Genomic DNA, 12,687 nt, shown 5'->3' on the forward strand with positions numbered 1-12,687 from the left:
GCGCGTCGGGTCGCCTACCCGAGGCAGGGGAACTCTTCCGGATCGGGTTCCTCGCCCTGCGGCCACGCTTCCATCTCGGCGTCCGGCGGGTAGTGGAGATTGCCGTTGTCGTCCCAGCCCCAACCGGCGTCTTCGAGAATCGAGCGCGCCTGGTCCACGTCGGCGGAGTCGCCCGCGATTTCGGTGAGCACCTCCTCGTTGTGCCACGGGTGCGCGCTCGAATGGAACGTGCAGTGAGTCACGGTCTCGGACTCGCCGAAGGCGTAGGTCTCGTTGATGTTCTGTCGGTCGATGAGATGCGAGAGCGCCTGTCGGAACTCGATGAACTTCCCGGGCGCGAACGACATCTGCGGCATGACGCCGAACGGGAGGTGGGACACACCCGTGATTATCTGGACGTTGCCGCCCATCGACTCCTCTATCTGCTGGCCGGCCTCCGGGTGGAGCGCCACCGCGACGTTGAGTTCCCCGTTCTCGAACGCTCGCGTGACGCCGTCGGTGCTCTCGTACAACTGGAAGAGGATGTCGGCCTCCGGGCTGTACACCGGGTGGCCGTCGTGGGGTTCGAGCGCCATGTTCTGCTGATTCTGGTAGGAGACCATCCGGTACGGTCCGGCCCCTATCATCGGGTCGTCGAAGTCGGTCGGATTGTCCTCGATGCCAGCGTTCACGTAGGGGTCGCGCGGAAGCACGCCGTAAATCGAGAGGCTCGCGGTGAGCAGCGTCGGCGCGGCTTCGTCCGTGTTGAACGCCACCGTGCTGTCGTCTACGACTTCGACAGACAGGCTCTCGGGGAGCGACGTCCACTGGTAATCGCCGTCGTGGTACTGGTCTCGCAGGAACTCGTACGTCCACTTCACGTCCTCGGGCGTGACCGGGTCGCCGTTGTGGAACGTCGCGTCACGGAGCGTGAACGTGGTCGTCGTCCCGTCGTCGGACGTCTCCCAGTCCTCCGCGAGGACGGGCGTTAGCTCGTAGTCCGAGTCGTACATCAACAGCGGATTGTGGGTCAGACTCGTGTACAGCCCCATCGAGTCGCCGTCCGCCACAGTGGGGTAGAAGCTACTCGTGAGGTGCTCTGTCGGGAGGTTCGCCACGATTGCGTCGGTTCCGCCCGCGGTGCTCACGCCCGCTTCCACCAGCGCGGCCCAGTGAACGTCGTTCAGTCCCGCCGCTCCCGATTCAATCGAATTGACTTGGTCGGTGTTGATGGCGGCCGTGGTCGGTCGCTCGATGGTCGGGATGAACGGCAGGTCGGCCGAGTACACCGACAGCGCGTCGTCGACTGCAGACTGTCGCTCTTCGGGGTCGCCGACCGTCGATTGGGCCTCTGCGAGTTCCGAGAACTCACAGCTCGCGTAGTTCGACGGATTGTAGTCGCCGTTGGCCCCCGCGAAGTCGATGCTGTAGTTGGTCAGTAGCTCGTTCGGGTCGAGTCGCCCCGGAGACGGACCGTGACTGTTGACCGCGATGTGGAATTCACGGGTGTCGTTGCTGACCGCGCTCAGTCCTTCGGCGGTCGTCATCGGCATGGTCTCCAAGCTGATGCCGATGTCGCCCGTCACGGCCTGAATCGTCGAGATGGTCTCCTCGAACAGCACCGTCGGCGGACCCTGGTCCGACCAGTACTGGAACGTGAGAGTCGGAACTCGCTCGCCGAGGTCGCCTCCGTCACCGCCGCCGTCGCCCCCGTCCGTGTCGGTCTCCTGTTCAGTGGTCGTCCCCTCGTCTTGACCACTACCGCTACACCCGGCCAGTCCGACGGCCGACGCCGCCCCGATCGCCTGTAGCAGTCTCCGTCTGTCAACGCTCGCCACTTTGCCATCTGTTGGCATGGGTCTAGCTCTCCGGGGACAAGTAAAAGAGTTTCGTAATATCCAACAATTTTGACTGATTTTCATTTTTTCTTCGCCGTTTCGCCGATATTCTGTAGGTACTTATCCGGATATGAATCAATATCTTCAATAGCGGAGACAGTATCGAGGCGGGCGGCGAACCGCCGCCCGCGAACGTCGGCGTTTCTACTCGCCGTCGCCTTCGACCGACACCCTCGGGTCGATGACGCCGTAGAGCAGGTCCACCACGAAGTTTCCGAGGATGACCCACACCGCTGCGACGAGGAACACGAACTGGATGACCGGGAAGTCGCGTGCGAGCACCGAGTCCACGAGGAGCCGACCGATACCGGGCCAGTTGAACACGACTTCGATGAGCACGAGCCCGCTAATCGAGGTCGCGAGCGAGATGGGGTAGAGCGTGATGACCGGCAGCGACGCGTGGCGGATGAGCTTCTGGAGCAGTTTCGACTGCGGGAGTCCCTTGAGCCGGTGGTAGTGAAGGAACTCCTGGTCGCTGACCTCGACCACGCTGTTGCGCATGATGAGCGCGGGGTACTGCATGAAGTACAGCGTAATCGTGGCGAACGGGAGCGCGTAGTGCATCCAGAACTCCTTCAGGAAGAACTTCGCGTAGAACGGCTCACCCTGCATGAGTATCGACGTTCGGGTCGAGAGCATCCCCGAGGTGGGGAAGATACCCGCCGTCTCGGAGAACGCGGCGATGAGCAGGATTCCGAGGAAGAAGTCGGGAATCGAGTGGAACACCGACACCGAGATGATGCTCGACTTCTCGAACAGGCCGCCGCGGTACTTCCCGATGACCGCGCCGAGGGTGCCGCCGATGATGTACGTCGCGGTAATCGCGGGCGCGACGAGGATGAATGAATTGATGATTCGCGGCTTGACGAGGTCCCAGACGGGCGCTCCGTGGCGGAACGACTGCCCGGCGTCGGCGGTCAACAGATTCGTCACGTAGCTCACGTACTGGATGTGCATCGGCTCGTTCAGCCCCCACTTGGCCTCCAACCGCGCAATCTGGTCGGGTTGCATCCCCTGTTGGGTGAGAAGCGCGGTGTAGTCGCCCGGCATCAGCCGGAAGAACAGGAACAGCGCCGACGCCACGAGGAAGATGAGAAACGCCGTGATGAACGTCCGGCGCACGAAGTACCGAAGTCGGCTCATGCCGCATCACCCGCCGATGTCGCCGAGGAAGCCGGGTCTGCGGTCGGTTCCGGCTGGTCGCCCTCGACCTCGTCGTGGTCGTAGTAGAGGTGACACGCGACCGTGTGGTCGTCTTCGCCCTCCAGAGCGATGTCGAGAGGCTTCCGGTCGCAGATGTCCATCCGCTTCGGACACCGGTTCTTGAACCGACATCCCTCGGGCATGTTGATGGGGTCGCCCGGTTCGCCGTCGAGGTCGGGGCGCTTCCGGTCGTAGTGGGGGTCGGGAATCGGAATCGACTGTATCAACGCCTTCGTGTACGGATGTTTCGGCTCCGCGAGGAGCGTCCTCGTCGGGGCCTCCTCGACGACCCGACCGAGGTACATCACGTTGATGGTGTCGCAGATGTACGAGACCGTCGAGAGGTCGTGGGAGATGTACACCATCGACACGCCGAACTCGTCTGTGAGCTTGTTCAGCAGATTCAGAATCTCGGCCTGCGTCGAAACGTCGAGCATCGACGCTGGCTCGTCGGCGAGGATGATGTCGGGTTCGGTGATGAGCGCCCGCGCGATGGCGACCCGCTGTTTCTCGCCGCCCGACAACTGATTCGGGAATCGGGTCAGATACTTCTCGGGGGGCGTCAGCCCCACGGACTCCAGCATCTCTGCGATTCGCTCGTCGTCGTACTCCATGTTGTGAATTTCGAGCGGTTCGGCGAGCGTTCGCCGAACGCTGAACTTCGGGTCGAGCGAGTTGAACGGGTCCTGGAAGATGATTTGGACGTGGCGGCGGAACTCCTTCCACTCGTCCTTGTCGAACTCCGACACCGGCCTGCCGTGGAACAGAAGCTCCCCGCCGGTCGGATTGTACAGGCCGATGAGCGTCCGGAGGAGCGTGGTCTTCCCGCACCCGCTCTCGCCGATGACGCCCTGCACCTGGTTCTGTTCGAGTTTCATGTTCACGCCATCGACGGCCCGGACGTACGAGGGGCCGTCGCCGAGTATCCGATTCTTGACCGCGTCGAACAGACCCGACGACGTATCGAAGTACTTCTCCAACGACCGAAGCTCCAGCACTGGTGTCTCGTTGCTCACGTGTCTTCCTCCAGAATGCTCGTTTCACCCGTCGCCGGAGCGAGGTGGTCCGCGGCGAGGTCCTCCATCTCGTCGGCGCGGATACACCACGCTCGGTGGTCCGCGTCGCCCTCGATTTCCTGGGGGTCGGGTGCGCCCCGGCGACAGTCCTCGACCGCCCACGGACACCTGTCGGCGAACGTGCAGTAGTCCGGGTCGTCCAGCAACTGCGGCGGGTGCCCGTCGATGACCGCGAGTTCCCGGTCGGGGAACCGAACGTCGGGAAACGCGTTCTGAAGCAGGATGGCGTAGGGGTGGCGCGGCCGGTCGAACAGGTCCACGACGCGCCCGGTTTCGGCCATCTGCCCGCCGTGCATCACCGCCATCGAATCGCAGTTCTCGAACACGATGGAGATGTCGTGGGTTATCATCAGCATGCTGATGTCCCAGTCGTCTTTCAGGTCGTTGATGTAGTCGAGGATTTGGTCCTGCATTATCACGTCGAGCGCGGTGGTCGGTTCGTCCGCGATGATGAGACTCGGCTGTAAGAACAGCGAGAACGCGATGATGGTCCGCTGTTGCATCCCGCCCGAGAACTGGTGAGGGTAGTCGTGGATGCGCGACTCGGAGATGCCGACCACGTCGAACAGTTCCCGGAGGCGGTCGACGGCCTCGGCCTTAGTCAGGTCGGTGTGGTACTTCGCCATCTCGATGGCCTGGTCGCTCAGCTTCATCACCGGGTCGAGACTGTTCATCGACGACTGGGGGATGACCGAAATCTCCTTCCACCGAATCTTCTTGTTGAACTCGGATTCGGAGTAGTCCTGAATCTCCTCGCCCTTGTACCTGATTTTCCCGGAGGTGACCTCACCGTTGTCGTCGAGACCACCGACGATGGAGTCGGCGAGCGTGGACTTTCCGCATCCGCTCTCGCCGACCAGACCGAAGTAGTCGTGCTCCTCGATTGCGAACGAGGCGCTGTTGACCGCGTGAACGTCGCTGTCCCCGGTGGTTCGGTACGTGATGTCTACGTCTTCGAATTCGAGAATCGGTTCGGACATGTTAGACCACCACCTCGTCGTCGCCGCTCGTGCCTTCGTAGCCCCGCCCGAGGAGGTACAGCGACAGGACCGTCAGCGAAATCATGATGCCCGGCGGGAACGACCACCACCACGCTTCGACCACGCGGCCCGACTGGTGGGCGTTCCTGAGCATGATTCCCCACGTGGGGTTGAACGGGTCGGTCACGCCGATGAACGACAGCCCCGCCTGTTCGAGAATCGCCAGCCCCACGCCCATCGCGAAGAACAGCGCGGCCATGTTCGCGATGTTGGGCAGGATGTGCTTTCTGATAATCCACGGCGTGCTCGCGCCTGCGGCTTGAGCCGCCATGATGTACGGCCGTTGCTTTATCTGAAGCACCTGCGACCGGATGACGCGGGCGATGAATCGCCACAACACCAGGCCGATTATCGCAATCGTAGTGTAGAAGCCCGCGCCGAAGAACGTGATGAGGACGATTGCGAACGGGATGAACGGAATCCCGTAGATGAAGTCCACGAATCGCATGAGGAAGCTCTCCGTTCTCCCCCCGACGTACCCCGCGGTCACGCCGACGAAAAGCCCGATAGAGAGCATGAGCGACCCCGCCAGCAGGCCGGTGATGACGGTGGTTCGCGCGCCGTACAGGAGCCGCGACAGCACGTCTTCACCCCGGTCGTTCGTCCCGAGCGGATGGTCGAGCGACGGCTCGGCGTACCGGAGTAACTGACCGTCTTCGCGGTGTTGGACGTTGTACTGATACGGCGCTATCGCTGGCCCGATAGTACCGAGAACCAGAATGATGACCAGACAGACGAACGCGAACTTGGTGATTCGCTCCTGCAGTAGCTTCCTGAGAGTGTTGAGAAGTACGATACCGTAGTCGCTCTCTTTGAAGTTCTTGAATGCGTTCGTGACACTCATCGTCGTTCGCTCCTATTCGGGTCGCGCTTTGCTCGCCATTCGTTCGAAAGACTGTTATTTGGAATAATCACGGGCCATCTCCGGTGTATGTGCATTGAGAGCAATCCACGTATATTATTAAGATTTTCGGTGAAAATGATTCTATTCTCTATGATTCTTGGGGTAAATTACCTATGAAATAGGAAACCGGCAAAACAGAATTGGGGATACAGAGACGAGATGCCCGAATGTATTCAGTAGATGACTAGTCCGGGTTCGGGCGCACGCAGAAGATTCGGGGGTTCGACGCCGACGGCCGAGGGGCGGCCGTCGTCACCGCCACAGCGCTTCGAGTTCGGTTTCGATGACCCCCTCGTCGTTGTCACCGTACAGCCTCGTATCGACCGCTCCGTCGCGCACGAACAGCATCGCCGGTCCCGCGGTGACGTCGTACTCCCGCCTGAGCGTCTCCTTGTACTCCGGGCCGTACACCGCGACCGGGAGCACGTCCCGAGGTTCCTCGAAGACGGACTCGAGTCGGGCCTTGAGCGCGTCGCACGGTTCGCAGTCGTCGAGCCAGACGTACACGAACAGTCGGGCGTAGATGTCCACGAACTCGGGGAGGTGGTCGCCGGGCACCGGCACGAACCGGTCGGGCACGCCGTCGGTCCGGACGGGGTCGGGTCGGAACAGCCTCAAGAGCGGCACGACCGGAAGCCACTCGTCGGCCGCCGCGTCCACGAAGTCGGCGAGCGCGCACAACTCGGCCACGGTTCGAGGGTCCTTCTCGGCCAGTCTGACGAACGGTTCGACCACGGTCTCGTCGCTGATTTTCTCCCGAATCAGTGCCCCGAGTTCGTCCCCGGACCCCTCGGCGACGGTCGCCTGATGGTCGGCGAGCGACGACTCGAATTCGCTCGACAGCGAGATTTCGCCGTCTCGCTCGTTGAGCACGTCGTTCGAGAAGAGTAACGCTGTGGCTTCGTCCATACAACATCAAAACCGCGGAACAGATAAAGAATTATTGCTTAAGCGAGTGTTTTCGCGACGAAGTAAAATATCGCCGGGGGCGGGAGCCGGGAGCGGCGGCTTCCGCGGAAATGCCGCTACCGCTCGACCCAGTGTTCGAGTCGGCCGACGCCCTCGACTTCGATTTCGACGTGGTCGCCGTCGCTCAGGGGACCGACCCCGACCGTGGTGCCCATCGCCACGATGTCGCCGGGTTCGAGCGTGAGGAACTTCGACACCTCGTGAATCGCCCGCGATGCCGGAAACACGAGTTCGTCGTTGTTCGAGTCCTGCCGCTGCTCGCCGTTGAGCCAGAGTTGGACTCGCGGTTCTTCGGGAACCTCGTCGGGAGTCGCCATCACGGGACCGATGGGGGCCGAGTTGTCGAACGCCTTGCCCCGGACCCAGTTGCGCTCGGCGTCCTGGTCGTCGCGGTTCGAGAGGTCGTTCAGACACGTGTAGCCCGCGACCACGTCCATGTAATCGTCCTCGGCGACGTTCCGGCACTGCTCGCCGATGACGACGCCGAACTCGGCCTCGTAGTCGATTCGACCCTGCCCGAGTTCGATGTCGCCCTTGTCGCGGCCTTCGAACTCCTCGGCCTCGGCCGCGGGCGTCGGGAGCGTCACGGTGTCGCCGTGGCCTGCGACTGCGTTCGGTCCCTTGAGGAAGAATCCCGGCCGCTTCGGGAGGTCCTCGGGAATCGACCGGCCGGCCTCCTCGATGTGGTTGATGTAATTGGCGGCGACGCAGACGATTTTCGACGGTTCGACCGGCGGTAGGACATCGACCTCCGCGGGGTCGTACTCGTCGTCGCCGAACTCGATGACACCGTCTCGCCACTCGCCTCGCCGGATAGAACCGGCTTTATCTTTGAATCGTACACTACGCATGGATGTTCGCCTACAAAGATTCGCCGAGAGGTCATATAGGTACGTATCGGTCAGATTCGGTCGGAGAGCAACCGTTCTCGGACGAGAATCCCGCGATACCGTGCGGATAACTGCAAAATCCATGCTTTCGAGGGGGCAAACGTAGCACACCATCGGCGTAACGCTTTTCTAATCTATCGTCCATTGTGCGGGGTATGGTAACACGCCCGGAGATACCGGCGCTCGGTCTCGGGACCTACAGAAACACCGACCGCGAGGAGTGTCGAGACAACGTCCGAAGCGCACTCGACCTCGGCTATCGCCACATCGACACCGCGGAAGCGTACGGCAACGAAGTCGCGGTCGGCGAGGGAATCGCGGACTCCGGGGTGGCGCGCGACGAGGTGTTCGTGGCGACGAAGGTGCTTCACCCGAAGTTCGCCGAGGGGTACGCCTCGGACGAAATCGTCGCCAGCGCGCGCGACTGTCTCGAGCGACTGGGTCTCGACAGCGTAGACCTGCTCTACGGCGTCCACTGGCCCGCTGGCGACTACGACCCCGAGGAGACGTTCGACGCGTGTGCGACCCTCCACGACGAGGGCGTCGTGGACCACGTCGGCGTCTGTAACCTCACGCCGGAGCTGCTCGACGAGGCACGCGACGCCTCGGACGTGCCGATTGGCGCGCTTCAGGTCGAGTGCCACCCCCTCCTCCAGCAGGAAGCGCTCAGAGAGTACTGCGAGCGCCACGACATCGAACTCGTCGCGTACGCGCCACTCGGGTACGGTGCGGTGTTCGACGCGCCCGAGATTCGGGAGATAGCCGACGAACACGGCGTCAGCGAGGCGCAGGTGAGTCTGGCGTGGCTCCGCGAGAAGGGCGTCTGTACGATTCCGAAAGCGAGCACGGCCGAACACATCCGCGACAACTGGGAGTCGTTGGCGTTCGACCTCGACGACGAGGACATCGACGCTATCGACGCCATCGACCGCGAGGACAGACAGTACGACCCCGAGTACGCGCCCGACTGGTGAGCGCCCAGTTCGAGGGCCGGGCGACTCGGAACGAGTCGCCCGGCCCTCGAACTACCTGCCCGAATTACTCGTCCGGACTCCCGACCGTGTTCGACAGCGTGCCGACGCCCTCGACCTCGACCTCGATGGTGTCGCCTTCCTCCATCGAGATGTCTTGGAACTCGCCGACGCCTTCGGGCGTCCCGGTCGCAATCACGTCGCCGGGTTGGAGTTCGACGCGACTCGACGCGAACGAAACGAGTTCGGCCGTGTCGTAAATCATGAGGTCGGTGTCCTCGTCCTGCATCACGTCGCCGTTGTACCGCGAGGTGACGTGGAGGTCGTTCGGGTCGCCGACTTCGTCGGTCGTGACGACTTCCGGACCGACCGGCGTGGTCCGGGCCATGTTCTTCGAGGAGAACCAGTCGATGGCGTCGTCGTCGCCCGCTTCGAGTCGCTGGAGGTTGCGCGCGGTCACGTCGTTCAGCACGGTGTACCCCGCGACGTAGTCGAGCGCTTCGTCTTCGTCCACCTGCCACGCCGGTTCGCCGATGACCGCGGCGAGTTCGCCCTCGTAATCGAGTCGCTCCACGATTGGCCGGTGGTACGCGATTGGCTGTTCGTGGCCGACCAGCGACCCGTACGTCTTCATGAACAGCAGGGGCCACTCGAACTCGCGGTCGGTCTTGCCGACCTCCTCGATGTGCGAGTGATAGTTCAGCGCGGCCGCGAACACGGTGTTCGTCGGCGTCGTCGGCGGAAGGTACTCGACATCGTCGGCGTCGTGGGTGTCGTCGCCGTCGGGGAGCGAGTCACCGCCCGTCACTGTTTCGAGCGCGTCGGTGAAGCCATCGACGCCGTCGGTGATGTCGGCGACCGTTCCGTTCTCCGCCACCCCGACGCGGGGGCCGCGGCCGGTGGAAAATCTGAGTAGTCGCATGCTCGACTAGTGATAGTCGGCCCAGAAGAAATAGATTGTGGGTTGTTAACTAATAACAGCTTACTACCGAAGATTCTCGAGTCTCGACCCGAGGACCGACCGCGCCGACGCGATTTCGTCGCCGAGTCGGAGGAGTCGGTAGCCGCGCTCGATGGCGTCCGCGGCGTCGTCGGTGTCGTTCGTGACCCACCCGACCGGAACGTCGGCGTCGAGGCAGGCTTCCCGGACCGCCTCGATGGCGTCTCGAACGTCGGGGTGGTCCTTTTCGAAGGGGTGGCCCATCGAGATGGAGAGGTCGGCCGGGCCGACGAACGCGAAGCCGAGTTCGGGAACGCGCAGAATCTCGTCCAGATTCTCGACCGCAGTTCGGCTCTCTATCATGCATCCGACCGAAACCGCCTCGTCGTGGTCGGCGACGTTCAGCGACGAGACGTTTCCCCACCCGCTGTCGCGGCCCGCACCTGCGCCGTAGTTGCCGGGGCGTCCTTCGTAGACGAACCGGGAAGCCTCGACCGCCCCGCGAATTTCCGCGGCCGAGTCCACGCGTGGAATCAGTATCGACTTGATTCCCGTGTCGAGTACCTTCCGAACGACGTGCGGGTCGCCGGAGGGAAGCCGAACGAGGAGGTCGATTCCGGCCGCGTCGGCGGCCCGATTTAGCTCGTCGAGCGCCCGACTGTCGTAGGGGCTACTGCCCGTGTGTTCGAGGTCCACCCACACGAAGTCGAGGCCGATGGCCCCGTACACTTCCACGATGGCGGGCGCGGTCGTCGAGGCCCTCGCCCCGAGAACCGGGTCGTCGCCGCCGAGCAGACTGCTCAGATACCGTCGTTCGTTCATACGACCCTCTGAACGAGCGACGTATTCAATATTCGGGGCATCATCGAATATTCCTGAAAATTCGTAGCCAAATACTCGCCCTCACCAAGGGAATGTATTTCTTGGGCGTGGCCGTGAAGCGTCCGCTGTCTCCCGATTCGAACTGTGTGTGGGTGTCTCTAGCATATCGGTGCCGAGCGTCGAGACGTGCATTTTACCGGGGAACGAATCTATTTAGGCGAATCCGTCAGAGTTTTTCCCGCCATGCAACGAGTTCGCTTCCGAGACCCTTCGGGGTCGGTGCGCGTCGGCGAATGGACCGACGACGGCGTCGTGTTCTCGACCCAGCGCTACGACGTGGACGAGGTCACGATTCTCCCGCCGACCGAACCGAGCAAAATCGTGTGCGTCGGCCTGAACTACGCCGACCACGCCGAGGAGACCGATTCGGAGATTCCCGAGCGTCCGCTCCTGTTCCTGAAAGCGCCGAACACGCTCGCGGCGCACGGCGACACCATCGCGCTCCCCGACAAAGAACGAATCGACCACGAGGCCGAACTCGGCGTCGTCATCGGCGAACAGTGCCGGAACGTTCCGGCCGAGAAGGCCGAGGAGGTCATCGCGGGCTACACCTGCGTCAACGACCTCTCGAACCGCGACGACCAGCGCCAAGAGCAGAACTGGGTCCGGGGCAAGTCGTTCGACAACGCCGCACCCGTCGGTCCCTACGTCGCGGCACCCGAGAGCGTCCCCGACGACGCCGCCATCGAACTCCGGAAGAACGGCGAGGTCCAGCAGGAGTCCACCATCGACAATCTCATCTTCTCGGTTCCAGAACTCATCGAGGAGATTACGAAACTGGTGACTCTCGAACGCGGCGACGTCGTCGCGACCGGGACCACGTCGGGCGTGAGTCCGATAAGCGACGGCGACACCATCGAGGTCGAGGTCGAGGGCGTCGGCACGCTCCGCAACGAGTTCGTCGCAAACGAATTCACGGGCGAGGTCGAACAGGACTTCATGCCCGACCAGTAGGTCGGACTCGAACCCGGTAGGCCGGAGTCGAACTCGGTTTTCGGCCCGAACAGGCTACCGATTCGCGACCCGACGCCACTCCCCGCGGAGGACCGGATACTTGACCGCGACGAACCCGCACAGAATCGCGACGAATCCGAGCGCGGTCGGGAGCGTCACCACGTCACCGAGGACGAGGAACCCTGTCAGCGCCGCGAACGGCGGTATCGCGTACTCGATGAAGCTGAGTTCTATCGGCCCGATTTCGCCGAGCAGGTAGAAGTACAGGCCGTACCCCACCACGCTCCCGACGACGCCGAGGTAGACGACCGAGGCGACCATCTCGGGCGTCCACGCCGCGGAACTTCCGCGCTCGGTCGGCAACACCGCGCTGACGGCGTGGAGGAACACCGCCGCAATCGCCATCATCCCGCCCTGCGTCGAGGCCGCGGGGAGCGACGACTCCGAATCGTGGAGCAGGACCGCGCCCGCGGCGAACGAGACCGCCGACGCGAGGACGAGACCGACGCCGACGACGGTCTCGCCCGCGAGGTTCGACGGACTCGGTCGCGCGATGATTACCACGCCGATGAATCCGAGGAGAGCGCCGAGGACCCCGCCCGCGCCGAGGCGCTCGCTCGAACCGACGGCCCGGGTGAGCGCGGGCGTGATAATCGGAATCAGGCCGAGGAGGACCGCGGCCACGGTCGCGGAGACGAACAGTTCGCCCGCGAACAGGAAGCCGTAGTGCGCCCCGGTGAGGAGCGTCCCGCCGAGAAACAGGTACCGCCAGTCCGACCGACCGCGCGGCCGGAGGCGGTGGCCGCGCCACGTCGCGTACCCGAGCAGGACGGCGGCCGCGAGGTCGAATCGGAGCGCGGCGAACAGCACCGGCGGCAGGTACGCTAGCCCCGCCTCGATGACGACGAACGTGGACCCCCAAATCGCGGCGAGAGCGACGAACGCACCGACCACGCGGTAGCGACTCATTCCTCGAACGTG

Annotated in this window: 12 protein-coding genes; 2 read left to right on the forward strand and 10 right to left on the reverse strand. The window is 63.2% G+C overall.

Translation table 11 applies throughout. The features are described 5' to 3' along the window. Positions 1-14: 14 nt before the first annotated feature. From EKH81_RS02835 to EKH81_RS02865, 7 genes are all read right to left on the reverse strand, one after another. Entirely contained in the window at positions 15-1,835 is a 1,821-nt protein-coding gene (locus tag EKH81_RS02835; RefSeq protein ID WP_162224351.1) for an ABC transporter substrate-binding protein, read from the reverse strand. Positions 1,836-2,021: 186 nt separating this feature from the next. Continuing rightward, a complete protein-coding gene (locus EKH81_RS02840; RefSeq protein WP_132057853.1) occupies positions 2,022-3,020 on the reverse strand; it encodes an ABC transporter permease in 999 nt (332 codons plus the stop codon). Beyond that, positions 3,017-4,096 (reverse strand): ABC transporter ATP-binding protein, encoded by a 1,080-nt coding sequence (locus tag EKH81_RS02845; protein ID WP_132057852.1) that lies wholly within the window; start codon positions 4,094-4,096, stop codon positions 3,017-3,019. Before EKH81_RS02845 ends, EKH81_RS02840 begins: the two co-directional genes overlap by 4 nt. Next, on the reverse strand, positions 4,093-5,136 hold the full coding sequence (locus EKH81_RS02850) for an ABC transporter ATP-binding protein (protein WP_132057851.1): 1,044 nt from the start codon (positions 5,134-5,136) through the stop codon (positions 4,093-4,095). The genes EKH81_RS02845 and EKH81_RS02850 overlap by 4 nt, the downstream gene beginning before the upstream one ends. 1 nt (position 5,137) lies before the next feature. Then, positions 5,138-6,040: an ABC transporter permease gene (locus EKH81_RS02855; protein WP_132057850.1), complete on the reverse strand. Its 903-nt coding sequence runs from the start codon at positions 6,038-6,040 to the stop codon at positions 5,138-5,140. A 312-nt stretch (positions 6,041-6,352) separates the two neighbouring features. Then, entirely contained in the window at positions 6,353-7,009 is a 657-nt protein-coding gene (locus EKH81_RS02860) for a thioredoxin family protein (RefSeq protein WP_132057849.1), read from the reverse strand. Between the two features lie 116 nt (positions 7,010-7,125). Further along, the gene (locus tag EKH81_RS02865; protein ID WP_132057848.1) at positions 7,126-7,920 is read right to left on the reverse strand and encodes a fumarylacetoacetate hydrolase family protein; all 795 of its coding nucleotides are present in this window, start codon (positions 7,918-7,920) and stop codon (positions 7,126-7,128) included. Positions 7,921-8,114: 194 nt separating this feature from the next. On the opposite strand from EKH81_RS02865, the gene EKH81_RS02870 reads away from it, so the two are divergent. Further along, a complete protein-coding gene (locus tag EKH81_RS02870) occupies positions 8,115-8,933 on the forward strand; it encodes an aldo/keto reductase (RefSeq protein ID WP_132057847.1) in 819 nt (272 codons plus the stop codon). 64 nt (positions 8,934-8,997) lie between these two features. Here the strand turns inward: EKH81_RS02870 and EKH81_RS02875 are convergent, their stop codons facing one another. Both EKH81_RS02875 and EKH81_RS02880 read right to left on the reverse strand, forming a co-directional pair. Continuing rightward, positions 8,998-9,807: a fumarylacetoacetate hydrolase family protein gene (locus EKH81_RS02875; RefSeq protein ID WP_162224352.1), complete on the reverse strand. Its 810-nt coding sequence runs from the start codon at positions 9,805-9,807 to the stop codon at positions 8,998-9,000. Positions 9,808-9,915: 108 nt separating this feature from the next. Next, on the reverse strand, positions 9,916-10,692 hold the full coding sequence (locus tag EKH81_RS02880; protein WP_132057845.1) for an HpcH/HpaI aldolase family protein: 777 nt from the start codon (positions 10,690-10,692) through the stop codon (positions 9,916-9,918). 243 nt (positions 10,693-10,935) lie between these two features. Here EKH81_RS02880 and EKH81_RS02885 point away from each other — a divergent pair, with 243 nt between their 5' ends. Next, positions 10,936-11,706: a fumarylacetoacetate hydrolase family protein gene (locus tag EKH81_RS02885; RefSeq protein WP_132057844.1), complete on the forward strand. Its 771-nt coding sequence runs from the start codon at positions 10,936-10,938 to the stop codon at positions 11,704-11,706. A gap of 54 nt (positions 11,707-11,760) precedes the next feature. Here EKH81_RS02885 and EKH81_RS02890 read toward each other — a convergent pair whose 3' ends face one another. After that, on the reverse strand, positions 11,761-12,675 hold the full coding sequence (locus EKH81_RS02890) for a DMT family transporter (RefSeq protein ID WP_132057843.1): 915 nt from the start codon (positions 12,673-12,675) through the stop codon (positions 11,761-11,763). Positions 12,676-12,687 lie beyond the last annotated feature (12 nt).

Source organism: Halorussus amylolyticus, assembly GCF_004143485.2.
GTDB lineage: Archaea > Halobacteriota > Halobacteria > Halobacteriales > Haladaptataceae > Halorussus > Halorussus amylolyticus.